This window comes from Planotetraspora kaengkrachanensis (assembly GCF_016862895.1).
GTDB lineage: Bacteria > Actinomycetota > Actinomycetes > Streptosporangiales > Streptosporangiaceae > Planotetraspora > Planotetraspora kaengkrachanensis.
In genome coordinates, this window is record NZ_BONV01000024.1 from 86,274 (window position 1) to 109,324 (window position 23,051).

At 70.3% G+C, this 23,051-nt stretch carries 22 protein-coding genes; 17 read left to right on the forward strand and 5 right to left on the reverse strand.

What is annotated here, in order from left to right; all coding sequences use genetic code 11:
* Positions 1–6: 6 nt before the first annotated feature.
* The 5 genes from mtrB to Pka01_RS23705 all read left to right on the forward strand — a co-directional run bounded on the left by mtrB (position 7) and on the right by Pka01_RS23705 (position 6,544).
* The gene (gene mtrB, locus Pka01_RS23685) at positions 7–1,758 is read left to right on the forward strand and encodes an MtrAB system histidine kinase MtrB (RefSeq protein WP_203885047.1); all 1,752 of its coding nucleotides are present in this window, start codon (positions 7–9) and stop codon (positions 1,756–1,758) included.
* The gene (locus tag Pka01_RS23690; protein ID WP_203885048.1) at positions 1,748–3,568 is read left to right on the forward strand and encodes an LpqB family beta-propeller domain-containing protein; all 1,821 of its coding nucleotides are present in this window, start codon (positions 1,748–1,750) and stop codon (positions 3,566–3,568) included. The genes mtrB and Pka01_RS23690 overlap by 11 nt, the downstream gene beginning before the upstream one ends.
* Before the next feature lie 197 nt (positions 3,569–3,765).
* Complete coding sequence (locus Pka01_RS23695) at positions 3,766–4,536, forward strand: ComF family protein (RefSeq protein WP_203885049.1); 771 nt, start codon at positions 3,766–3,768, stop codon at positions 4,534–4,536.
* Positions 4,537–5,054: 518 nt separating this feature from the next.
* Complete coding sequence (gene hpf, locus Pka01_RS23700; protein ID WP_203885050.1) at positions 5,055–5,714, forward strand: ribosome hibernation-promoting factor, HPF/YfiA family; 660 nt, start codon at positions 5,055–5,057, stop codon at positions 5,712–5,714.
* 128 nt (positions 5,715–5,842) lie between these two features.
* Positions 5,843–6,544, forward strand: coding sequence for a response regulator (locus Pka01_RS23705; RefSeq protein ID WP_203885051.1), 702 nt, complete (start codon positions 5,843–5,845; stop codon positions 6,542–6,544).
* Here Pka01_RS23705 and Pka01_RS23710 read toward each other — a convergent pair.
* Entirely contained in the window at positions 6,537–7,778 is a 1,242-nt protein-coding gene (locus Pka01_RS23710) for a winged helix-turn-helix domain-containing protein (RefSeq protein WP_239115240.1), read from the reverse strand. The genes Pka01_RS23705 and Pka01_RS23710 overlap by 8 nt on opposite strands.
* Before the next feature lie 68 nt (positions 7,779–7,846).
* Entirely contained in the window at positions 7,847–8,110 is a 264-nt protein-coding gene (locus tag Pka01_RS23715; RefSeq protein WP_203885052.1) for an HGxxPAAW family protein, read from the reverse strand.
* Positions 8,111–8,323: 213 nt separating this feature from the next.
* On the opposite strand from Pka01_RS23715, the gene secA reads away from it, so the two are divergent.
* Entirely contained in the window at positions 8,324–11,125 is a 2,802-nt protein-coding gene (secA, locus tag Pka01_RS23720; protein ID WP_203885053.1) for a preprotein translocase subunit SecA, read from the forward strand.
* 81 nt (positions 11,126–11,206) lie between these two features.
* On the opposite strand, the gene Pka01_RS23725 is transcribed toward secA, so the two are convergent.
* From Pka01_RS23725 to Pka01_RS23735, 3 genes are all read right to left on the reverse strand, one after another.
* The gene (locus tag Pka01_RS23725) at positions 11,207–11,722 is read right to left on the reverse strand and encodes an Rv3235 family protein (protein WP_203885054.1); all 516 of its coding nucleotides are present in this window, start codon (positions 11,720–11,722) and stop codon (positions 11,207–11,209) included.
* Between the two features lie 339 nt (positions 11,723–12,061).
* Positions 12,062–13,399, reverse strand: coding sequence for a PTS transporter subunit EIIC (locus Pka01_RS23730; RefSeq protein ID WP_203885055.1), 1,338 nt, complete (start codon positions 13,397–13,399; stop codon positions 12,062–12,064).
* Between the two features lie 36 nt (positions 13,400–13,435).
* The gene (locus tag Pka01_RS23735; protein ID WP_203885056.1) at positions 13,436–14,203 is read right to left on the reverse strand and encodes a GntR family transcriptional regulator; all 768 of its coding nucleotides are present in this window, start codon (positions 14,201–14,203) and stop codon (positions 13,436–13,438) included.
* Positions 14,204–14,327: 124 nt separating this feature from the next.
* Between Pka01_RS23735 and Pka01_RS23740 the strand changes: the two genes are divergently transcribed.
* The 11 genes from Pka01_RS23740 (at position 14,328) to Pka01_RS23790 (ending at position 23,049) form a co-directional block, all read left to right on the forward strand.
* A complete protein-coding gene (locus tag Pka01_RS23740; RefSeq protein WP_203885057.1) occupies positions 14,328–15,362 on the forward strand; it encodes an SIS domain-containing protein in 1,035 nt (344 codons plus the stop codon).
* 13 nt (positions 15,363–15,375) lie between these two features.
* The gene (locus tag Pka01_RS23745; RefSeq protein ID WP_203885058.1) at positions 15,376–15,612 is read left to right on the forward strand and encodes a PTS sugar transporter subunit IIB; all 237 of its coding nucleotides are present in this window, start codon (positions 15,376–15,378) and stop codon (positions 15,610–15,612) included.
* Between the two features lie 119 nt (positions 15,613–15,731).
* The gene (locus tag Pka01_RS23750; protein ID WP_203885059.1) at positions 15,732–16,178 is read left to right on the forward strand and encodes a PTS sugar transporter subunit IIA; all 447 of its coding nucleotides are present in this window, start codon (positions 15,732–15,734) and stop codon (positions 16,176–16,178) included.
* On the forward strand, positions 16,178–16,825 hold the full coding sequence (locus Pka01_RS23755; RefSeq protein ID WP_203885140.1) for an HAD family hydrolase: 648 nt from the start codon (positions 16,178–16,180) through the stop codon (positions 16,823–16,825). The genes Pka01_RS23750 and Pka01_RS23755 overlap by 1 nt, the downstream gene beginning before the upstream one ends.
* Before the next feature lie 21 nt (positions 16,826–16,846).
* The gene (locus Pka01_RS23760; RefSeq protein ID WP_203885060.1) at positions 16,847–17,104 is read left to right on the forward strand and encodes an HPr family phosphocarrier protein; all 258 of its coding nucleotides are present in this window, start codon (positions 16,847–16,849) and stop codon (positions 17,102–17,104) included.
* Between the two features lie 5 nt (positions 17,105–17,109).
* The gene (gene ptsP / locus Pka01_RS23765; protein ID WP_203885061.1) at positions 17,110–18,843 is read left to right on the forward strand and encodes a phosphoenolpyruvate--protein phosphotransferase; all 1,734 of its coding nucleotides are present in this window, start codon (positions 17,110–17,112) and stop codon (positions 18,841–18,843) included.
* A gap of 87 nt (positions 18,844–18,930) precedes the next feature.
* A complete protein-coding gene (nagZ, locus tag Pka01_RS23770; RefSeq protein ID WP_203885062.1) occupies positions 18,931–20,235 on the forward strand; it encodes a beta-N-acetylhexosaminidase in 1,305 nt (434 codons plus the stop codon).
* Between the two features lie 41 nt (positions 20,236–20,276).
* A complete protein-coding gene (locus Pka01_RS23775; protein WP_239115241.1) occupies positions 20,277–20,942 on the forward strand; it encodes an HAD family hydrolase in 666 nt (221 codons plus the stop codon).
* Between the two features lie 23 nt (positions 20,943–20,965).
* On the forward strand, positions 20,966–21,472 hold the full coding sequence (locus tag Pka01_RS23780; protein ID WP_203885142.1) for a DUF6912 family protein: 507 nt from the start codon (positions 20,966–20,968) through the stop codon (positions 21,470–21,472).
* Positions 21,473–21,523: 51 nt separating this feature from the next.
* Positions 21,524–22,159: an HAD family hydrolase gene (locus Pka01_RS23785; protein ID WP_203885063.1), complete on the forward strand. Its 636-nt coding sequence runs from the start codon at positions 21,524–21,526 to the stop codon at positions 22,157–22,159.
* Between the two features lie 95 nt (positions 22,160–22,254).
* On the forward strand, positions 22,255–23,049 hold the full coding sequence (locus Pka01_RS23790; protein ID WP_203885064.1) for an HAD family hydrolase: 795 nt from the start codon (positions 22,255–22,257) through the stop codon (positions 23,047–23,049).
* Positions 23,050–23,051: the final 2 nt, after the last annotated feature.

Below are 23,051 nucleotides of genomic sequence, written 5' to 3' on the forward strand. Positions count from 1 at the left end.
CCGACGATGCCCGCTGCCGCTCCGGCGAAGAAGAAGCCTCGCCGCAGGACCCCGCGTCAGATCGCGCGGGGAGTCCGCAGGCGTGCTCGGCGCGCCGCCGGAATGGTCCGGAGGATCTGGCGGCGCTCTCTCCAACTGCGGGTGGTCACCAGCACGCTGGTCATCTCGATGGCCGTCGTGGCGGTGCTCGGCGTCTTCCTCATGCAGTCGATCGCGACATCGGTCCTCAAGAGCCGCGAGCTGGCGGCGGTCGAGGAGTCGCGGGCGAACATCGCCACGGCGAGCGGATATCTGGCACCCCAGACCGCCGAGGTCGCCGACGCGTCACCGGAGGGCGGGTCGGGCGGGCTGGCCGCCAATCCCGTCGACTCCGCCGTCTCCGCGCTCACGGAGCGATCGGGCGGCCGCTACGACGTGGTCGTCTTCAACGACGACGGCATCGGCGACGGCCGGGCCTCAGGGAAGATCGACTACAGCAGCATCCCCGAACGGTTGCGGGCCAAGGTCAAGGCGAGCGAGGAGGGTGTGCTCTACACCCAGCCCGTGACCCTGCGCTACCTGGGGAACAAGGCGCCGGAGAGCGGTCTCGCCATCGGCGGCCGGGTCAACGACTCCTACGAGATCTACCACCTGTTCCCGCTCAACTCGGAGGAGACGACGCTGCTCGCCGTCCAGCGGGTGCTGATCGGCGTGGGCGTCGCGCTCGTCCTGCTCCTCGCCGCGATCGCCTACCTGGTCACCCGGCAGGTCGTCACCCCCGTACGGCTCGCGCGCCAGGCCGCGGAACGGCTGGCGGCCGGACGGCTGGAGGAGCGGCTGAAGGTCCGGGGCGAGGACGACCTCGCACGCCTGGCCACCTCGTTCAACGAGATGGCCTCCAACCTGGCGCTGAAGATCCATCAGCTCGAGGAGCTGTCACAGGTGCAGCGGCAGTTCGTGTCCGACGTGTCCCACGAGCTGCGCACCCCGCTGACCACCGTGCGGATGGCCGCCGACCTGCTCTACGAGAGCAGGGAGGACTTCGATCCCGCCGCGGCCCGGTCGGCCGAGCTCATGCAGAACCAGCTCGAGCGGTTCGAGTCGATGCTCGCCGACCTGCTCGAAATCAGCAGGTACGACGCGGGCGCGGCCACCCTCGACGTGGAGTCCGTCGACATGCGCGACGTCGTGCTGCGCGCGGTCGGGGACTCCGAGGCGCTCGCCGAGCGCCAGGCCACCAGGTTCGAGCTCAGGCTTCCCAGCGAGCACTGCATGGCCGAGGTGGACAGCCGCAGGGTCGAGCGAATCCTGCGCAACCTCCTGTTCAACGCCATCGAGCACGGTGAGGGCAGAGACATCGTCGTCACCCTCGGCGCCGACCGGGACGCGGTGGCCGTGGCCGTACGCGACCACGGCGTCGGGCTGAAACCGGGGGAGGAGAACCTGGTCTTCGACCGCTTCTGGCGAGGCGACCCGTCACGCGCGCGCACGATCGGCGGTACCGGGCTCGGCCTGGCGATCTCCCGCGAGGACGCGATGCTGCACGGCGGATGGCTCCAGGCCTGGGGCTCGCCGGGCGAGGGCACGCAGTTCCGGCTGTCGCTGCCGCGGCTGGCCGGCTCCGAGCTGCGCGGCTCACCGCTTCCGCTGGTGCCGCCCGAGGTCGAGATCCGGCGCGCCTGGCGCGGCCACGCCACCCCCGTCATGGCCCCGGCCGTCGCGGAGGTCGGCGCGCGGTCGCTGGAGAACGCAGACGCGGGTGGTTTCGATGTGGACTGACAACCCCGGAGCGGGAGGACGGCGCGGCCGTCTCGTCGCCGGCCGCGCCACGGTCTTCGCGGCACTGAGCCTCGCCCTTGCGGCCATGGCCGCCGCCTGCGCCGTCGTGCCCACGACGGGCAGCCCGCGCGCGGCGGAGGAGGACAACAGCAGGGACTCGCTCAACCAGCCGTACGTCCGCATGATCGCGACGCCGCCGATCAAGGACGCCTCTCCGGAGGAGATCGTCAAGGGCTTCCAGGCCGCGATGGCCAGTTTCGACGATCCGACGCTCTCCGTCGCGCGGCAGTACCTCACCCCGGCGGCGGCGCAGAAGTGGAACCCCTGGCGGCAGACGACGGTCTTCGAGAGCAAGCTCGTGCCCGAGGGGCCTTCGGGCCAGAACCTCCAGGACGCCAAGGACACGACGGTCACCCTCAAGGGCACGGCGGTCGCCACCATCGATTCGGAGGGGCGGTACACCCCGGCCTCCGGGTCGGTGGCCCAGCAGTTCAGCCTGGCCAGAGCGGACGGCGCGCAGTGGCGGATCGACGAGCCGCCCGACGCCCGTCTGCTGTCGACCGACGACCTCAAGCGGGACTACCGGCAGGTCGACCTCTACTACCCTCCGGCCACCCAGTCGGAGGGACTCGTCGTCGACCGCGTGTGGGTGCCGATCAACCCCAGCACAGGTGTGCCGGAGACGGTGGTCCGCAGGCTCCTCGCCGGCCCCACGGCCTCGATCAGGAACTCGGTCAGCACGGCGTTCCCCGACGGGACGGATCTCAACCAGATCACCGTGGAGGGGGACACGGTCGTGGTCGACTTCACGTCCCCGGTGGAGTCGGTCTCCGCCGACCGCATCGAGGCGATGAAGGCGCAGCTCTCGTGGACGCTGGGTGACCTGGTGACGGGCAGGACCGTCGAGATCCGGGTCGACGGGGAGCCCTTCCGGGGGACGGAACTGCGGTTCAACCCCCGGGACTACTTGCAGTTCGATCCCAACGTGCTGCCCTCCCAGCCGCAGGCGTATTACATGCAGGGCGGCAAGCTGTACCGGACGAAGGAGAAGGGCGGCGAACTCGTGTACGGGGCGGCAGGCACCGCGGACGCGAAGTTCTCCGACCCCGCGATCTCTGGCGAGCCCTCGCCCCGGGTCGCCGCGCTCGTCGGCGACGAGGGGATCTGGGTGACGACCACCGTGCTCGACGGCCAGTGGCAGCGCTGGATCGCAGGCAAGACCAAGGACCTGACCGCGCCCTCGTGGGATCGTTACGGCGCCGTATGGACGGCGGAGCGGGTCGGCGACCACGAGACGCGCGTCTGGCGGGCGATGGCGGGTCAGGCCCGCCGCGTGAACATCGACAAGGACCTGGCGGAAAGCCGCGTCCTCGCGCTCCGGGTGTCCCGCGACGGGGCCCGCGTGGCCATGATCACCGCGGACGGCCCGGATGAGGCGGTCGAGATCGGGACGATCGTCAGGACCGGACAGGACGCCACGATCACCAACGTCCAGCGGCTCGACCCGCGCACCCACCAGCGCATCGTGGACATCGCCTGGCAGGACGCGGCCAGCCTCCTCGTGCTCTCCAAGGGGAACGCCGGCCAGGAGTTGTCCACGTGGTCGGTCATGGAGGGCATGGAGGTCCCCGACGCCGCGATCAAGCTGGACGCGCAGGCCGAGATCGGTTCCATCGTCGCCGCGCCGCCCGACCACGTGCTCGCCAGCGCGGACGACGACGGCGAGGTCCGCACGTACAACGTCGACAAGAAGGCCTGGATCGCCATCGCGAAGGACGGCGCCACCAACCCGGTCTACCCCCTCGGCTGAGCAGGGACCCGGCCGGGACCGCCCGCGGGTCGACGGTGGGGCCGGGACCGCGTGCCGGTCGTCCGCGCCGGGACCGCCTGACGGCTGTCGGTGCGGCCGGGCCGCGTGCTGGTTGTCGGTGCGGCCGGGCCGCGTGCCGGTTGTCGGTGCGACCGGGCCGCGTGCCGGTTGTCGGTGGCGGCTGACAGGGTTTCCCCGTGCTCGCGGCGCTCCTCGACCTGATCCTCCCGGCCCGCTGCGCCGGCTGCGGCGCCGCCGGATCCATGGCGTGCCGTTCGTGCGCCGCCGAGCTCGTCAGGGCTCCCGCCGCCCGCCCTCCCTCACCGGCGCCGCCCGGGCTGCCGGAGTGCTGGTCGGCGACGGGCTACGACGGCGCCGCCCGCCGCATGGTGCTCGCCTACAAGGAGCGCGGCCGTACGGCTCTCGCCCCCGTGCTGGGGGCGAGCCTCGCCGCCGTGGCCGTAGCGGCCCTGGAGGCCGTCGGCGGCCGGAGGGTCCCGTTGGTGCTGGTGCCGGTCCCCAGCGCCCGTGCGGCCTCACGTAGGCGCGGGCACGACCCGGTGCGGGCGCTCGCCTCGGCGGCGGCGGTCCGGCTCCATGAGCTAGGACTCCACGCGACCTCGGCGCCGGTGCTGCGGCAGGGCAGACGGGTGGCAGACCAGGCGGGGCTCGGATCCGCCGAGCGCGCCCGGAATCTGTCGGGAGCGTACGGCGTCGTGGACGGCGGTCCCGATTTGGTGGGGCACGCACGCGTCGTGCTGGTCGACGACGTCGTCACGACCGGAGCGACGCTGGCCGAGGCCGCGCGGGCGCTCGGTGCCGCCGGGATCCCCGCCGCTCTGGCGATCACCGTCGCCGCGACGCCTCGCCGGGCGTCACCGCGTGCGGCACGCCCGGCGCGGAACCGACAGCCGGATCGAACGGCGACACGCCGGGGCCGTCAAGTCTCTCTTTGTAACGGAGAGTAAAGGTTGGCCAATTCTCATGCTGACCGCCAGGACACACCTGTGTGACCTTCACCCTAGATCCCTCCAGCTCACCTGGAAGAAGGAGTGCGCCGCGCGCGGGGATTCCATCGTCGAGTGATCGTTCTCGGCGGTGTACGGGATCGTTGCAACATCACAGACAGTGATCGTTTGGCGGATCTCCTGGCTGACATTCGGCGCGGCAAGGACTAGCGTGCAGACATGGCACCCGTCCGGGTCCGTGGTTGCACCGGGCCTCTCTCCCTCGGGGGATCGGCCTGGCTAGCCGATGCCAGCCGCAGGCAAAACGGTCCACGTAAGGCGACTCTTGGTCGACCGATCACGGTGCGGCTTAGAGGTAAGTCCTGCCTTCCCGGGGGTCCAGATGTCCCCCGCAAGAAGAGAAGGGCAGTAGTGGCGACTGAGCTGCGAACCCCTCAGCAGGCGGATGTGGGGACGAAGACCAGGTCGGACGGGCGGGTGCCGCGGAACCACAGTCGATATGCGAAGGGGGGCTTTGTGTGGACATCATCGTCAAGGGACGGCACACCGGAGTGAGTGACCGATTCCGCGATCATGCGACTACCAAGCTGGCCAGGATCGAACGACTGAACAACAAGCTCATTCGCGTGGATGTCGAGGTCTCCAAGGAGGCCGGCAACCGCGTGAGCGGCCAAAGAGAACGGGTGGAGCTGACCATCCACTCGCGTGGTCCTGCCATTCGCGCGGAAGCGGCGGCGGACGATCGATTCGCCGCACTCGACATCGCGCTCGGGAAGCTGGTCGAGCGCCTGCGCCGGCTCGGAGACCGGCGCAAGATCCACCATGGCAAGAGCTGCCCGCCGTCCGTGGCCGAGATCACGGCCTTCATGGGCGAGGGCGGCCTGGAGACGATCGAGGAGACCGGGCGGGCGATCCCCGCGACCGCGGTCGAGTTCGCCCAGGAACGGCGCGGCCCCGCCGAGGCCGTCGTTCCCATCGAGATGGACGGTGACGGGCCGCTCGTCGTTCGCGAGAAATTCCACGAGGCCGATCCCATGACGATCGAGCAGGCGCTCCTGGAGATGGAACTCGTCGGCCATGACTTCTATCTGTTCCGCGACAAGGAAGGCGGCCAGCCCAGCGTCGTCTACCGGCGGCGAGGCTACGACTACGGTGTGCTGAGGCTCATCGAGAGCTAGCCGTCCCCCGTAGACCACCCGTGCGGAATCCACGGATCTGCGCATTCGGCAAGACGAAGATCAGCACTGAGCGCGAAACCCGTGTAATGATGGCGATCCAGCGTCCTTGGCCCCCGCAAGGAGGTTCCGTGACCCGACCCGACGAGGCGGCCCGAGCATCCGGTCGTGAGCCGATCCGCGTGATGATCGTCGATGATCATGCGCTGATTCGCCGCAGCCTGGAACTCGCCCTGGCCGCGGAGCCGGACATCGAGGTGGTCGGCGAGGCGAGCGACGGGCAGGAGGCGGTCGGCCTGGCCGACCGCCTCCTGCCCGATGTCGTCCTGATGGACGTCCGGATGCCGCGGCAGGACGGAATCGGGGCGACCAGGAGCATCAAGGAATCCGTGCCGAGCACCCGGATCATCATGCTCACGGTCAGCGACGAGGAGGAGGACCTCTTCGAGGCGATCAAGGCCGGCGCCACCGGCTATCTGCTCAAGGATGTGCAGATCGACGAGGTGCCCGACGCCGTGCGCGGCGTGCACGAGGGCCAGTCGCTCATCAACCCGGCGATGGCGGCCAAGCTGATCAGCGAGTTCGCCAACATGAGCCGCAAGGAGGCGGAGCGGCCGCCGCAACTGCCGGTGCCCCGGCTGACCGACCGGGAGATGGAGGTCCTCAGGCTGGTCGCCAAGGGCATGAACAACCGGGAGATCGCCAAGGACCTGTTCATCTCCGAGAACACGGTGAAGAACCACGTCCGCAACATCCTCGAGAAGCTCCAGCTCCACTCCCGCATGGAGGCGGTCGTCTACGCCGTGCGCGAGCGTCTCCTGGAGATCACCTAGCGAGCTCGGCGCGCAGGGGCGCTTCGAGAGCGGGTGAGGTCACCCGCTCGACTCGGACGTCCGTGCAGCCCACCCAGCTCGCGGCCTCCCAGAGCGCGTCGCGCATCGCGGCGGCCACCTTGGCCGGGCCGCCGTTGCCGGGTTCGAATCCGACCTGGCGGGCGACCAGGGTCGTCCCCTCACGCGCCGGGTCGACCCGGCCGATGATCCTTCCGCCGGCGAGCACCGGCATGGCGAAGTAGCCGTGGATCCGCTTGTCCTTCGGCACGTAGGCCTCCAGGCGGTGGTTCAGGCCGAAGATCCGCTCGGCACGCGCCCGCTCCCAGATCAGCGAGTCGAAGGGCGACAGCAGCGTCGTGCGGTGACGGCCGCGGGGCTCCGACTCCAGGGCGGCCGGGTCGGCCCACGCGTTGGCCGCCGCGACGACGCTCTCGCCACGCCTGGCCCGCGGAGACGGCCACCCGGCGACGTGCACCGGCACGAGACCGGCGGCCCCGCTCAGGAGGGCGTCGTCCAGCAGTTCGGCGTGCTTGCCCTTCACCCGGGTGAAGTCGACCAGGTCGGCCCGGGTCGCCACGCCGAGGGCGCGCCCGGCCAGCCGGGTGAGGCCCGTGACACCCACCGCGTCGGGGAGGTCGTCGGCGAAAAGCTCTTCGGGGATCACCCGCTCGGCCAGGTCGTAGACCCGCCGCCAGCCGATCCTCCTGGTGCAGACGACCTCGCCGATGTCCAGGAGGAACTCAATAGCGATCTTGGAGTCGGACCAGTCCCACCACCCGGCCGCCTCTGTCGTGCCGGAGGCGCGCAGGTCGACTCGGGCGCCGCCGATGTCGCCGGTCATGAGCGGTCCGTCGGCGCGGACCTGGTCGAGGAGCTTGTCCACGATGGGCGGCACCTCGTGCCAGCGGTAGCGGCGATCGCGGTAGGCCCGGCGGCGGAAGCCGTACAGGGGCCAGTCCTCCAGCGGGAGGATGCAGGCGGCGTGACACCAGTATTCGAAGGTGCGCGCCGGGTCGTGCCAGTAGGCGCGCTCGACGGCGGTCCGGCCGACGGCGCCGAGCCTCGCGTAGGCGATCAGCTCGTGCGAACGGGCGAGCACGGAGATGGTGTCGAGCTGGACGGCGCCCACCCGCCGGAGCATGGCGGGCACGCCGCCCGTCCGGGAGCCGGCGCCGAGGAATCCCTGGGCTCGCAGGATGATGCGGCGGGCCTCGTCGGCGGTCAGGTCGGTCACACCTGCAGATGCTAGATGGCGTGACCGACAAAACGCTTAGAGCGGTTGCACCTGTGGAGGCGGGTGGATCAGTGCCGCTGCTCGAAGGGCGAGTGGTGCTCCAGAGCCGGGATGTCGCGCGGGGCGTCGACGATCACGTCGGAGAAGATGTCGAACGCCAAGGCGAGCAGGCCGCCGATCGCGACGATCCCCGCGCCGACCCAGAAGAGGAACCAGTCGGGCCCGATGGTGAGGGCGACCCCGCCGACCGTGAAGCCGATCAGGATCACGGTGACCGCCAGCCAGGATTTGGCGCTTCCGCCGTGGCTGCCTTGATGTGCGCTCTCTGCCATACCCGATTTCTACCCGATGAACGTCTCGGTCCGCACATTGGGGGAACCCGTGGACCGGTTCCCCCGTTGTACACAGGCGAGATGACGCGCCGCTCCGTCCGATTGCCGGTGGCTGTGTCTGGTGATGGAACGGCCTACGATGGCCGTGGGGAAGTATCTCGTCCTCAGACCCCGGCCGATCCGCCGAGGTAGACCTGCGAGGAGCTCACGAAAGTGCCTGCAATTCTTGACAAGATCCTTCGCGCGGGCGAAGGCAAGACTCTGCGTAAGCTCAAGCGAATCGCCGAGCAGGTCAACTCCATCGAAGACGACTTCACAAGTATGTCGGACGCGGAGCTGCGGGCGCTCACGGACGAGTACAAGCAGCGTCACGCGGACGGGGAGTCGCTCGACGACCTCATGCCGGAGGCCTTCGCCACGGTGCGGGAGGCCGCCCGCCGGGTTCTCGGCCAGCGGCACTTCGACGTGCAGCTCATGGGCGGCGCCAACCTGCATCTCGGCAACATCGCCGAGATGCGCACCGGTGAGGGCAAGACCCTCACGTGTACGCTGCCGGCCTACCTGAACGCCCTGTCCGGTAAGGGCGTCCACGTCATCACGGTCAACGACTACCTGGCCAAGCGCGACGCGGACACCATGGGCCGCATCCACCGCTTCCTGGGCCTCGAGGTCGGCGTGATCCTCGCCAACATGACTCCCGAAGAGCGGCGCAGGCAGTACAACGCGGACATCACCTACGGCACGAACAACGAGTTCGGCTTCGACTACCTCCGCGACAACATGGCCCAGCAGAAGGAGGAGTGCGTCCAGCGCGGTCACAACTTCGCGATCGTGGACGAGGTCGACTCCATCCTCATCGACGAGGCACGGACGCCGCTGATCATCTCGGGCCCCGGTGAGCAGTCGGGCAAGTGGTACACCGAGTTCGCCAAGATCGTCCCGAGGCTGCGCCGCGGCGTCGAGGGCAAGGACGGCGAGGAGGGCTCGGGCGACTACGTCGTCGACGAGAAGAAGCGCACGGTCGGCGTCCTGGAGTCCGGTGTCGACCGCGTCGAGGACGTCCTCGGCATCGACAACCTCTACAAGCCCGAGCACACCCACCTCGTGCAGTTCCTCAACAACGCCATCAAGGCGAAGGAACTCTTCAAGAGGGACAAGGACTACATCGTCGTCGACGGCGAAGTACTGATCGTCGACGAGTTCACCGGGCGCGTGCTGCACGGCCGCCGGTACAACGAGGGCATGCACCAGGCCATCGAGGCCAAGGAAGGCGTGCACATCAAGGACGAGAACCAGACTCTCGCCACGATCACGCTGCAGAACTACTTCCGCCTCTACTCCAAGCTCGCCGGCATGACCGGTACGGCGGCGACCGAGGCCAACGAGTTCCACCAGACGTACAAGCTGGGCGTCGTCCCGATCCCCACCAACCGGCCGATGATCCGCAAGGACCAGGCCGACGTGGTCTACAAGTCCGAGGACGCCAAGTTCCAGGCCTGCGTGGACGACATCAAGGAGCGGTACGACAACGGTCAGCCGGTCCTGGTCGGCACGACGAGCGTGGAGAAGTCCGAGAAGCTCTCCCGGATGCTCAAGCGCCAGGGCGTGCCGCACGAGGTGCTCAACGCGAAGAACCACGCGCGTGAGGCCGCGATCATCGCCGAGGCGGGCCGCAAGCACGCGGTGACGGTGGCCACCAACATGGCGGGCCGCGGCACCGACATCATGCTCGGCGGCAACCCGGAGTTCCGCGCCGACCTCGAGCTGCAGCAGCGCGGCCTGTCTCCGTCGGAGACCCCGGAGGAGTACGAGAAGGCCTGGCCCGAGGCTCTGGAGAAGGCCAAGGACGACGTCAAGGCCGAGCACGAGGAGGTCGTCGGCGCCGGCGGCCTCTACGTCCTTGGCACCGAGCGGCACGAGTCGCGCCGCATCGACAACCAGTTGCGCGGCCGTTCCGGCCGTCAGGGCGACCCGGGTGAGTCCCGCTTCTACCTGTCCCTCGAGGACGACCTGATGCGCCTGTTCAACTCGGCCCGAGTCGAGATGATCATGACGCGGCTCAACATCCCGGACGACGTGCCGATCGAGTCCGGCATCGTGTCGAAGGCCATCGCCTCCGCCCAGCACCAGGTCGAGCAGCAGAACTTCGAGATCCGCAAGAACCTCCTCAAGTACGACGAGGTGATGAACCGCCAGCGCAAGGTGATCTACGGCGAGCGCGTCAGCGTCCTCGAGGGCGCCGACCTGCACGACCAGATGCGCACGTTCGTCACCGACGTGGTCGACGGCTACGTCAAGGGCGCGACCGGCGAGGGCTTCGCCGAGGAGTGGGACCTCGACAAGCTGTGGGAGGCCTTCAGGCGGCTCTACCCGATCTCGGTGACCGTCGACCAGCTCGTCGAGGAGGCGGGCGGCGCCCGCGAGGACGTCGACGCGGACCTGATCGCGGAGAAGGTCAAGGAGGACGCGCTCGCGGCCTACGACCGGCGCGAGGAGGAGATCGGCTCCCAGCCGCTGCGCGACCTGGAGCGGCAGATCATCCTCCACGTGCTCGACCGCAAGTGGCGTGAGCACCTCTACGAGATGGACTACCTCCAGGAGGGCATCGGCATGCGTGCCTATGCCCAGAAGGACCCGCTGATCGAGTACCAGCGCGAGGGCTTCGAGATGTTCTCCGCGATGCTCGAGGGCATCAAGGAGGAGTCGGTCGGCTTCCTGTACAACCTCGAGGTGCAGGTCCAGTCGAACCCGATCGTGGAGGAGAACGCCGAGGAGGACGTGGCGGTCGCCGAGGCCGGCGCCATCATCGCCCAGGCGCTCCGCGGCCCCGCCAGGCCGGCCGAGATGGTCTACTCCGCTCCCGGCGAGAGCGGCGAGGTCGAGGTCAGCCGGGTCCGGTCCACGCCGGAGCAGCGCGCGGCGTACGGCAACGTCGAGCGCAACGCGCCCTGCCCGTGCGGATCGGGCAAGAAGTTCAAGCGGTGCCACGGAGACCCGCGCAACGCGCAGGCGTGACATGGCGCGACGAACCCCCGCCGGGCAGGCCCCGGCGGGGGTTCGCGTTGTCCGGACACCCTTCGCGGCGCTCAGGGGGCTTCAGGCGGTCTCGAAGTCGGTGACCAGCCACTGCACGCCGAAGCGCTCCAGGCGCAGGGCCAGCACGCGGCTCCGGTCGCCGCAGTGGACGAGCACGCACATCTCGAGGACGCCCTCGACGGGCTGCTGGACGTGGGGCAGCCCGACCATCGGCGGCCGCTGGGTGTCGATCATCTTCCCGGCCCTGACCAGCCCCCGGTAGGCCCGCTCGGACAGCCGGTTCTGAACCGACTCCGGCGGCCGGCGGCCGGTGAGGATCTCGGCCATCGCCTGTCCCAGGCCGCGCAGGCGGCGTTCGTCCGGAACCGATCCCCTCGGGGAGAGGATGAGCCCGCCGCGGGGCCCCGGCGTCCCCTCGCCGAGGCCCCGGGCCGCACGGTGCTCTCCGGGCTCACGGGCCAGGGCCAGCGAGCCGTACGTGGCGGCGGGGCCGGCGTACGGGCCGCGCTCGTCGTCGTACGGAGGGTCCGCCGGGGGGACGGAGGCGAGCCTCGGCAGGGGGATCGGCTTGCGCATCGGGACTCCCTTGTCGTCGTGACCTGACCCCTAATAGAGGTTCCGGTCCGGCGGGCTGATACAACGGCCGCCAACTTTGCCGATCAAGAGGTCGTTTCGAGGTCGTTCGCCGGAGAGATTCCCGCGGGTTGGATCTCGTGGTCAGGGCCTCCCGTCCGTTACGGACGTGAGGGCCGGGCGTTTCCCGTCGGCCGGAAAAGCCACGGGGGTGAGGCTCGCCTGCGGAACGCGACGGGCGCGGCCCGCCCCTGGAAAGCGCAAGGGGCGCCCGGGATCGCCGGGCGCCCCTTTCCCCGATACGCGTCTGGGAGGATGACGCGTGGGTCCGGTGAGGATGGATCAGGCGCGACTGGGAGCCGTCTCCGCGGTCTCTCCCGCGTCCACGTCGGGCTCCGGCTCGCGGCCGGGGGTCTTGAGGTTCAGCTTCTTGATCAAGAAGGTGAACACCCCGTAGTAGACGAAGAAGTAGATGACGCCGATCACCATGATCAGCAGGAAGTTGTGCGTGTTGTCCTTCGTCGAGTTCAGCCCGGCGTCGATGGCGCCCGCCGAGAAGCCGAACCCGAGCCGGCCGTCGAGCGCCGCGACCACCGCCATCGAGATGCCGGTGAGCAGGGCATGGACCACGAACAGCACGGGTGCGACGAAGATGAACGCGAACTCGATCGGCTCGGTGATGCCGGTGACGAAGGAGATCAGCGCCGCCGAGATCATGATGGAGCCGACCGCCGCACGGCGGTGGGGGAGGGCGGTGCGCCACATGGCGAGGGCCGCGGCGGGCAGGCCGAACATCATGACCGGGAAGAAGCCCGCCATGAACGCGCCCGCGCCGTCCTGGCCGGCGAAGTAGCAGTTCAGGTCGCCCGCGGCCTGGGTGGCGCCCACGGTGCACTCGGGGACGGTGAACCAGACGATCGAGTTGACGAAGTGGTGCAGGCCGAAGGGGATCAGCGCCCGGTTGACCACGCCGTAGATGCCGGCGCCGGCGGTGGAGTTGTCGGCCAGCCACTCGCCGAAGCTGCTGAGCCCCTGGCCGATCGGCTGCCAGATCAGGCCGAAGATGACGGCGAGGATGAGCGCGGCGGCCGCGGTGATGATCGGCACGAACCGGCGGCCGCCGAAGAAGGCCAGCCAGGCCGGCAGCTTGATCCGGTAGAACCTCTGCCACAGGATGGCCGCCGTGAGGCCGATGAGGATGCCGCCCAGCACTCCCGTGGGATTGGCCGACGCCAGGTTCAACGCCTCGGTGGGCTGGCCGTCCGCTCCGACGACGCTCTGGACCACCTTCCCGTGGACCGCGGAGTCGGCCGAGGAGACGTCGAAGAACATCAGGTGCGTGACCCGGTCCCAGACGAGGTAGCCGACCACGGCGGCGACCGCGGTCGAGCCGTCGGACCTGCGGGCGAAGCCGACGGCCACGCCGACGGCGAACAGCAGCGGCAGCGCGTCGAAGAGCGCGCCGCCCGCGCCGCCCACCAGATCGGCGATCGTGTCGAGCGTCTTGTTGTCCGTACGGCCGAGCAGGTCGCCCTGACCGGCGCGCAGGAACAGCGACGCGGCCGCCAGGGTCGCGATCGGGAGCATGAGCGAACGGCCGATGCGGGACAGCACGGCCATCACGGGGGACTGGCGCGCTGGAGCGGCGGGCAGACCTGCGTCTGCGGACGAGGATGTCATGGTGTCCTCCAGGAATGGGGGTGCGGGAGGAGACCGCTAAGAGCGTCGGGTGGGGATCTCGAGGAGAGTCCGGAGCTGGTAGCGGTCGGCACGGTAGGTGGAGACCCCGAGTTCGGCGCAGACCCCGCCGGAGTAGGACCTGCGCTGCAGGAGCAGCACGGCCCCCCCGCGGGGCAGTTTGAGCAGGTCGGCGTCACTCGGATCGGCGATTCCGCCGTCGATTGTGAGCTCCCCGGCGTCCAGCACGAGCCCGTAGCGGGACTCGAGCAGGGCGTACAGGGATCGGCCGGACAGGTCGTAGTCATCGAGGTCGGGTGCGAGCACGACCGGGATGTGGGCGCGCTCGATGCTCAGCGGTTCCCCGTCCGCCGTGCGCAACCGCTCGATGAAGTGCACGGGGTCTCCCGGCTGGATGCCGAGTTCCCGTGCCAGATGCGCGCTGGCCCGGACCACACGCCGGTCCAGGTCGCGGGATCCCGGCTCCATGCCGCGTGCCCGCATGTCATCGCTGAAGGACGTGAGCTGTAGTGCGAGTTCGATCTTCGGACGTGCGACGAACGTGCCCTTGCCGGGAACCCGGTGCAGGCGTCCCTCCGACACCAGGTGGTCCACGGCCTGCCGTACCGTCATCCGGGACAGGCCGAAACGCTGGCAGAGCTCTCGTTCCGAGGGGATCGCCGCGCCGATCGGCAGCTCGTTGCTTTCGATGAGGTCGAGCACGATCTCCCTCAACTGGAAGTACTTCGGCACCGGGCTGTCCGGATCGATCTGCGCCACTGATCCCTCCCCTCTCGTTCTGATCATGTGAAATAAGTTAAGGTTCTTACTGGTCTAGTCCGGACTAGACCATAGGCCGGAAATATGTGTCAATGAACGGGCCGGCGTCGGATCGATAACGGCCCCATTCGCCAACGAGGATGAGCACCGGATGACGACGAAGATGCGCAGCGAGATCGCCGAGCAGCCGGCGGCACTGCGGGCGACGATCGACGCCCTGCTGCCCCGCACCGACGAGATCCGTGCGCTGGCGCGAGACACCCGTCAGACGTTGTTCGTCGCCCGCGGCACCTCGGACAACGCCGCGGTGTACGGCCGGTACCTGATCGAGGCCAGGGCGGGGCGGCTGTCGGCGCTGGGGGCTCCCTCCATCGCCACGACCTACCGGCGCAAGCTCGACCTCGAGGGCGTGCTCGCCGTCGGGCTGTCCCAGTCGGGACGCACCGAGGAGATCGTCGAGACCATGGAGTGGGCCAAGGCGTGCGGGGCGAAGACCGTCGCCGTCACCAACGGCGGCGAGGACTCGCCGCTGGCCCAGGTCGCCGATCTGGCACTGTGCACCCTCGCCGGCGAGGAGAAGGCGGTTCCCGCCACCAAGACCTACACCACCCAGCTCGCCGCCCTGGCCGTGCTCGCCCTGGGCCTCGGCGCCGACGTCGACCCGGGTGACCTGCGGCGGGTGCCCGACGCGGTCGAGAAGCTGATCTCCGACCCCGGCGACCTGCAGGCGCTCGTCGACGGGCTTGCCGACAAGCCCGGGGTTGTCGTGTCCGGCCGCGGCCTGGCCTTCTCGACGGCACTCGAGCTCGCCCTCAAGCTCAAGGAGGCGTGCTACCTGCACGCCATGGGCCTGTCCTACGCCGACCTGCTGCACGGCCCGATCGCGGTCGTCGACGAGGACACCCCCGCGATCCTGGTGGCGGCGGGCGAGGGACCGACGCTCGCGGGCACGGTCGCCCTCGCCGAGCGCGTCACCGGCGCGGGGGCGTCGGCCTTCGGCGTCGGCGGCGGCACCGCGCTCGCCTCCGCGTCCACCGCCGCGTTGAACGGCCCCGATCTGCCGGAATGGGTGGCCCCGATGGGACTCATCGTTCCGGGACAGTTGCTGACCGAGGCGCTTGCGCGCAGGCTCGGTATCGACCCGGACGCACCCCGTGGTCTGAACAAGGTCACCCAGACCGACTGAACGGAGAACCCCCATGGCCGCAGACGCCGAGGCGATCGTCGCCGGACTCGGTGGCGCCGACAACATCATCGAGATCGAGCCGTGCATCACGCGGCTGCGCACCGAGGTGCACGACGCCTCCAAGGTCGACCAGGCGGCCCTCAAGGCGGCCGGAGCCCACGGCGTGATGGCAGCGGGCAACATCGTGCAGGTCGTGGTGGGCCCCGAGGCCGACACCATCGCCAGCGACATCGAGGACATCATCGGCTGAGTCCGCCGTGCGCGCGAGCCCGGACTGATCGCCGGGCTCGTGCGCGGGCGGGCCCCGCGTCGCGGCGATCGGGCTCATGGCGGGCCGAGCGTCGCGCGCCGGAGGAAGGGCGCTTCACGTTGACGACTGTTCTCGCGCCGATGTCGGGCTCGGCCGTCGGCCTCGCCGCCGTCCCCGACCCGGTGTTCTCCCAGGCGATGGTGGGACCGGGCACCGCGATCGATCCCGAACGGGCACCTGGCCAGGCGGTGGCTCCGATCACCGGCACGATCGTCAAACTGCACCCGCACGCCTACGTGGTGGTCGGCGCGGACGGCCGCGGGGTGCTCGTCCATCTCGGCATCGACACGGTGCAGCTCAAGGGCGCGGGCTTCCACCTGCTCGCCGCGGAGGGCGACCATGTCGAGGCGGGGCAGCCCGTCGTGAGCTGGGACCCGGCCGTGGTCGAGGCGGGCGGGCGCTCACCCGTCTGCCCCGTCGTCGCGCTGGACGCCGCGGCCGAGTCGATCACCGATGTGGCCTCCGGCAGGGTCGACGCCGGCGACGAGCTCTTCACGTGGTCGTGATGCGGGCGGCCCTGTTCGACCTGGACGGCACGCTGATCAACACCGAGCGCCGCAGCCTCGCCATGTGGGCGATGTTGCTGGACAACCACGGTGTGGAACACGACCCGGCGCTGCTGCGGCGGTTCATGGGCCGCAGGGGCGCCGACGTGCTCCCCGAGTTCTTCCCGGACGGAGACGTCCGCGCCCTGCTCGACGAGGTGCACTCCTACCACGACCGTCCGGGCCTGCCGGACATCGTTCCCGTGCCCGGAGCGGCGGAACTGGTGCGCCGGGTGGCCGCCCACGGCTCGGCGATCGGGCTCGTCACGTCGGCGGGCCGCGCGTGGGCCCGGGAGAGGCTCACCCAGGTGGGGGTCGCCGACCTGGTCCAGACCATCGTCTCCGCCGAGGACGTCGTGGTGGGCAAGCCGGACCCCGCCGGCTTCCTGGAGGCCGCCGCCCGGCTCGACGTCAAACCTGACGAGTGCGTCGTGTTCGAGGACTCGCTGGCGGGGATCGCCGCCGCGGAGGCGGCACGCATGGCGTGCGTGGGAGTGGCCACCACACATCGTCCCGATGAACTGGGGCACGCGGATCTGGTAATCAGCGATCTGTCGGGTATTGATTGGCCCTTGACAGGAATAAGGTGGTCTAGACCGCGTTATTAAGTTCGCTTGAAGGAGGAGATCGTGGCTGAGCGTAGGGTCAGCGTCGTGTCCGAGGTGGGGCTGCACGCCCGTCCCGCTGCGACTTTCGTGCAGACCGCGGCGAAGGCGCCGTTCGACGTGACCGTGGCGAAGGCCGGGGGCAGCCCGGTGAGTGCGAAAAGCATCCTGTCCGTCCTGGCGCTGGACGTCAGGCAGGGCGAGTCCATCGTCATCTCGGCGGAGGGGGAGGGCGCCGACGAGGTGCTCGACCGCCTCGCCGAGATCGCCGCGGCCTCCTGATCCCCATGGACCGGCGCGAGACGGGGCGCCCCCTCCCGGACTCCCAGGAGCAGACTCCCCGGCTGCTCACGGGAACGGGCGTCAGCCCGGGCTCCGGATACGGCCCCGCCTACCTCGTGGTCGGAGACATCCCCGAGCCCGCCCCTGGATCGCGGCACGACGGGGACGCGCGGGCCGAGCGGAGCCGGGCCGAGCAGGCGCTGGACGACGTGGCCGCCGACCTTGAGTCGAGAGGCGCACGGGCTGGCGGCGAGGCCGAGGAGGTGCTCGGCGCGCAGGCCATGATGGCCCGTGACCCCGGGCTCGCCGAAGAGGTGGGCCAACTGATCGGCGAGGGCGTCGCCGCGCCCCGGGCCGTCTTCGAGGCCTTCGGGAAGTACCGGGAGCTGCTGTCGGCGGCGGGCGGCTACCTCGGTGAGCGGGTCGCCGACCTCGACGACATCCGCGACCGGGCGATCGCCCTGCTCACCGGCCTTCCGCTGCCCGGCGTCCCCACCAGCGCCGCCGAGCCGTTCGTGCTGATCGCCAGGGATCTCGCCCCCGCGGACACGGCTCTGCTGTCCAAGGACGTCGTCGCCGCGTTCGTGACCGAGCAGGGCGGGCCGACGAGTCACACCGCGATCCTCGCCCGCTCGATGGGCGTGCCGGCGGTCGTCGGCTGCGCCGGTGCGACCGCGGTCGCGCAGGGCACGGCCGTGCTCGTCGACGGCGCGTCCGGGCGTGTACGGCTCTCGCCCGCCGAGGACGAGGTCGCCGCCGCGCGGAACGCCGACGAGGCGAGGCTGGCCGCGCTGTCGGAGGTCACCGGGCCGGGCGCCACCGCCGACGGCCATGCCGTACCCCTGCTCGCCAACATCGGCGGCCCGCGCGACCTCGACGCCGCGCTGGCGGCCGGCGCCGAGGGCGTGGGCCTCTACCGCACCGAGTTCCTCTTCCTTGACCGCGACGCCGCGCCCACGCCCGAGGAGCAGGAGGCGGCGTACAGGGCCGTCTTCGACGCGTTTCCCGCAGGGCGCGTCGTGGTCAGAACTCTCGACGCCGGCGCGGACAAGCCGCTGGCGTTCCTGCCGCCTCCCGGCGAGGAGCCCAACCCGGCGCTCGGCGAGCGCGGCATCCGCCTGTTCCGCCGGTATCCGGACGTGATGACCGCCCAGCTCGGCGCTCTCGCGCGGGCCGCCGAGGGCACGTCGGCCACGGTGGAGATCATGGCCCCGATGGTGGCGACCGCCGAGGAGGCCGAGTGGTTCGCCCAGGCCTGCCGTACGGCGGGGCTGGAGAACGCGGGGATCATGATCGAGGTGCCGTCGGCGGCGATCAGGGCGGCGGACCTGATCCAGCGGGTCGACTTCTTCTCGATCGGGACCAACGACCTCACGCAGTACGCGCTCGCCGCCGACCGGCAGGTCAGCGAGGTGGCCGAGCTCCAGGACCCGTGGCATCCCGCGGTGCTCGACCTCATCGGCGCGGCGGCTTCCGCGGCCTCGGCCGCGGGCAAGGGATGCGGGGTCTGCGGCGAGGCGGCGGCCGACCCGGTCCTCGCCTGTGTGCTCGTGGGCATGGGGGTGACGTCGCTGTCCATGGCGGCGCCCGCGCTGGCGCAGGTGCGGGCCGTCCTGGCGCGGCACACGCGTGAGCAGTGCCGGCAGGCCGCCGCGGCCGCACGGGCGGCGACGTCGCCCGCCGAGGCCAGGACCGCCGCACGGGCGCGGCTTCCGGAGCTCGAGACCCTGGCCCTGTGAGCCGGGGATCCACGCCGGGGACCTCCGTGTGGGGTCCCCGATGTGCGTTCGCGCACGACCGGCGCGGGGCGCCGATAACGTAAAGCCATGCTAAAGCTGCGGTCTGGTGCGGTTGGTCTGGCGGCTCTCCTGGTGACGGGGTGCTCGGCCGGGCTGGGAGCCACCGCGCCGTCGTCTCCGGCCGCCGCGCCCTCCGGACCTCCGGCCGCTCCCTCGGCCTCGCTTCCGCCGTCCCCGGCCGCGAGCCCCACGCCGTCGGCGGGGAACCTCGAGGCGACGGTCGCGGCGATGTCGGACGAGGACAAGGTCGGGCAACTGCTGGTGGCCGTCGTGTACGGCCAGCGGGCCGACGCCTCCAGCAAGGAGAACCAGGCCAGGTACGGCGTGGGCACCCCCGCCGAGGTCGTCAGGAAGTACCGGCCGGGCGGCGTGATCCTGTTCAACTGGGCGGACAACGTCTCCACCGCGAAACAGGTCGCCGCACTCACCACAGGGCTCCGCGAGGCGTCGGAGACGCCGCTCATGATCGGGGTCGACCAGGAGAACGGCGTGGTGTCCCGGCTGTCCCCGCTCATCACCGAGCTGCCGGGAGCCCTCGAGATCGGCTCGACCGGCGATCCCGCGAACGCGCGCGACGCCGCCAGGGTGACCGGTGAGGAGCTCAAGGCGCTCGGCATCTCGGTCGACTTCGCCCCGGTCGCCGACGTGAACATCAACCCGCACAATCCGGTGATCGGGCCGCGCGCCTACGGGTCCGATCCGCGCAAGGTGGCGGCCATGGTGGGAGCGGCCGTCGACGGCTTCCACGACGCGGGCGTCGCCACCGTCGCCAAGCACTTCCCGGGCCACGGCGACACCTCGGTCGACAGCCACACCGGGCTTCCCGTGATCAAGCACTCCCTGGCGCAGTGGGAGAAGCTGGACGCGCCGCCGTTCCGCGAGGCCATCGAGCGCGGCGTCGACGCGATCATGACCGCCCACGTCGTGATGCCGAAGCTCGACCCGTCCGGGGATCCCGCGACCCTCTCGCACAAGATCCTCACCGGGCTTCTCCGGGACAAGCTGGGCTTCGACGGAGTGGTCACCACCGACGCGCTCGACATGGCGGGCGTCAGGAAGAAGTACGGCGACGCCGAGGTGGCCGTGCGCTCGATCCTCGCCGGGGCCGATGTGCTGCTGATGCCGCCCGACTTCCCCGGGGCGTACAAGGCGCTGCTCAAGGCCGTCGAGACGGGGCGCATCACCGAGCAGCGGCTCGACGAGTCGGTCCTGCGCATCCTGCGGCTGAAGAAGTCACGCGGTATCTTCGGCCCGATCACGACCGATCCCGGCGCGCTGAAGTCGGGCGAGCATCTCCGGGTCGCCAAGCGGCTCAAGGCGGCCGCGCGCTGAACGGGTTCGCTCCCGGTGGCGACCGGCATATCCTGTAACGCGTGTCAACGGGAGGTGCCGTGCTTAAGGGCGTGCTGATCGACTGGGGCGGTGTCCTCACCACGAGCCTGGGCGACTCCATCGTCCAGTGGCTCGAAGCCGACCGGATCGACTCCACGCACTATCGAGGCGTCATGAGCGACCTCGTCATGCACGCCTACGCCGCGGGCGGCGAGGGGGAGAACCCGATCCACGCGCTTGAGCGCGGAGAGGTCTCCGCCGCCGAGTTCGAGCGGGCCCTGGCCGCCCAGCTGCTGACGGTGGACGGCGTGCCCCCGGAGGCGGCCGGGTTGCTCACCCGCATGTTCGCCGGGTTCCGCCCGGTCGAGGAGATGAACGAGCTGTTGCGCCGGGCCCGCGCCGCCGGGCTCGCCACCTGCCTGCTGTCGAACTCGTGGGCCAACGACTACCCCCGTGACGGCTGGGACGAGCTGTTCGACGCCATCGTCATCTCCGGCGAGGTCGGCATGCGCAAGCCCGAGCCCCGCATCTTCCACCACGCGCTCGGGCTGATCTCCCTCGAGCCGCAGCAGTGCGTGTTCATCGACGACATCGAGGCCAACATCGACGCGGCCCGCACCCTGGGCATCGTCGGCATCCATCACCGCGAGGCCGGCACCACGATCAGCGAGATGGAACAGCTCTTCAGCCTGCCGTTCCGGGCGTGAGCCGGGAGGAAGTCGAGGAACACATGCGCGTGTACCTGCCGTGCACGCTCCCGGCGCTGGCCCGCGTGGTCGCCGCAGGAGAGCTGGGACCGGCCCCGCTGACCGGCTACGCCGTCACCCCGGCGCTCGTCGAGTGGTACGTGTCCGGCGACACCGAGGAACTCGAGTACGTCGCGTTGACCGAGGCCGCCCGCGCGTCGCTGCGCATGCTGGCGGCCGACCGGGCAGACGGCGTCGAGGCGGCCCCGCGGCGGGTCGTCGTCGCGGCCGAGATTCCGGACGGCGCCGTGAAGATGGGCACCGACCTGGAGGAACGCGCGCGGGTGCGCCTGGCGAAGTCGGTCCCGATGGCGGAACTCGCCTCGATCCACGTCGACGACGTGTCCGCGGGCGCCGATGTGGAGGCGGCCATCGCCGCCCTGCCCGCCGCCGACCGCGGGGACGACGACGCGCAGTTCGTCGTGGACGGCGCGGAGGACCACGAACTGATGTGGTACGCCACGCAGGAAATCCCCGACTTGCTGAGTTGACCACGCACGTTCACGGACTTGTCGCAGGTCGCCCTTAAGCTCTAGAGCGATATGAGACACATAGTTTGGGACTGGAACGGCACGCTGTTCCACGACATAGACGCGGTGGTCGGAGCGACGAACGAGGTCTTCCTCCCCTACGGGCTGACCCCCTTCGACGTGGAGTCCTTCCGCGAGGTCTACACCCGGCCGATCTGGGTGGCCTACGAGCGCATGCTCGGCCGCGCGCTCGACGAGGGCGAGTGGGAGCGGCTCGACGTCGCGTTCCACGAGCACTACCACGAGCTCATGCTGGCCTGTGAGCTGGCGAAGGACGCGCAGGCCTGCCTCCGGGAATGGGAGGGCTCCGGCCGGACGCAGTCGCTGCTGTCCATGTGGGCCCACGAACGGCTGGTTCTCAAGGTCGGCGAGTTCGGCATCGACATGCACTTCGCCAGGGTCGACGGGCTGCGCTCCGCGTCGGGCGGCACCAAGGCCGAGCACATGGTCGCCCACCTGCGTGCGCTCGAGCTCGACCCGGAGAACGTGGTGGTCATCGGGGACAGCGTCGACGACGGGCACGCGGCCCAGCACGTCGGCGCGCAGGCGATCCTCTACACCGGCGGCATGACCAGGCGGTCGGAGCTGGAGGCGCTGGGCTTCCCGGTCGTCGACTCGCTCGCCGACGCTCTCGGCAGGGTCGTCTGACCGAGGACGGCCGCCGGCCGTCCTCCTTCGCACCCCTGGGAGATCTCGCGCGTGACCAGGGGTGTGAGATCGGGCCGGGCGGCTACAACCTCGGTATGACAGGTCCTCATGACCGGGTGATAGCCGTACCCTTGGGCACGAGCCATGCCGAATCCCCCACGGAGGCCGCTATCAACCGTCTCGTCCTCTGGAACGTCGATCTCACTCTCGTCGACGCGACCATCGTCACCCGCGAGGCCTACGCGGACGCGTTCCGGATGGTGACCGGCCGGCCGCTGGTCAAGCTCGCTCCGGCCATGGGCCGTCCGGACTCCGAGATCATCTTCGAGACGCTGGCCATCAACGGCATCGTGGTCGAGGACCGGCACCTGCCCGCGTTCCTCGACGCGCTCGCCACCAGCTTCGCCGCCAAGCACAAGCGCGTGGCGAAGGAGGGGCGGATGATGCCGGGGGCCAAGGACGCGCTCGCCGCCGTCTCCCGGCTCGGCGGGGCCGTCCAGTCTGTGCTGACAGGGACCATCAAGGGCAACGCCGTACACAAGCTGACCGCGTTCGGCCTGCACAAGTGGGTCGACTTCGAGGTGGGCGGCTACGGCGAGGAGGTCTATCCCAAGGCGACCCTCCTCCAGGTGGCGCAGGGACGGGCCAAGGCCAAGTACGGCGCGCCCTTCACCGCGCAGAACACCGTCCTGATCGGCGACTCGACCCGCGACGTCCAGGCCGCCAGGATCGGCGGGGCCGCGGTGATCGGCGTCGCCTCGGGCCGCTCCATGACGGCCGAGTTGCACGAGGCCGGCGCCGACATCGTGCTCCCCGACCTGACGAACGCCTCGGAGGTCGTGGCCGCCGTCGCGAGCCTCACCAGCCCCGCCGACCGCAAGGCCGGCTGAGC

Coding starts and splice junctions, on each gene's coding strand:
- mtrB (WP_203885047.1), top strand. CDS start 7: ATGCCCGCTGCCGCTCCGGCGAAGAAGAAGCCTCGCCGCAGGACCCCG.
- Pka01_RS23690 (WP_203885048.1), top strand. CDS start 1,748: ATGTGGACTGACAACCCCGGAGCGGGAGGACGGCGCGGCCGTCTCGTC.
- Pka01_RS23715 (WP_203885052.1), bottom strand. CDS start 8,110: ATGGCAGAGAGCGCACATCAAGGCAGCCACGGCGGAAGCGCCAAATCC.
- Pka01_RS23725 (WP_203885054.1), bottom strand. CDS start 11,722: ATGCGCAAGCCGATCCCCCTGCCGAGGCTCGCCTCCGTCCCCCCGGCG.
- Pka01_RS23730 (WP_203885055.1), bottom strand. CDS start 13,399: ATGACATCCTCGTCCGCAGACGCAGGTCTGCCCGCCGCTCCAGCGCGC.
- Pka01_RS23735 (WP_203885056.1), bottom strand. CDS start 14,203: ATGATCAGAACGAGAGGGGAGGGATCAGTGGCGCAGATCGATCCGGAC.
- Pka01_RS23740 (WP_203885057.1), top strand. CDS start 14,328: ATGACGACGAAGATGCGCAGCGAGATCGCCGAGCAGCCGGCGGCACTG.
- Pka01_RS23745 (WP_203885058.1), top strand. CDS start 15,376: ATGGCCGCAGACGCCGAGGCGATCGTCGCCGGACTCGGTGGCGCCGAC.
- Pka01_RS23755 (WP_203885140.1), top strand. CDS start 16,178: ATGCGGGCGGCCCTGTTCGACCTGGACGGCACGCTGATCAACACCGAG.
- ptsP (WP_203885061.1), top strand. CDS start 17,110: ATGGACCGGCGCGAGACGGGGCGCCCCCTCCCGGACTCCCAGGAGCAG.
- nagZ (WP_203885062.1), top strand. CDS start 18,931: ATGCTAAAGCTGCGGTCTGGTGCGGTTGGTCTGGCGGCTCTCCTGGTG.
- Pka01_RS23780 (WP_203885142.1), top strand. CDS start 20,966: ATGCGCGTGTACCTGCCGTGCACGCTCCCGGCGCTGGCCCGCGTGGTC.
- Pka01_RS23785 (WP_203885063.1), top strand. CDS start 21,524: ATGAGACACATAGTTTGGGACTGGAACGGCACGCTGTTCCACGACATA.
- Pka01_RS23790 (WP_203885064.1), top strand. CDS start 22,255: ATGACAGGTCCTCATGACCGGGTGATAGCCGTACCCTTGGGCACGAGC.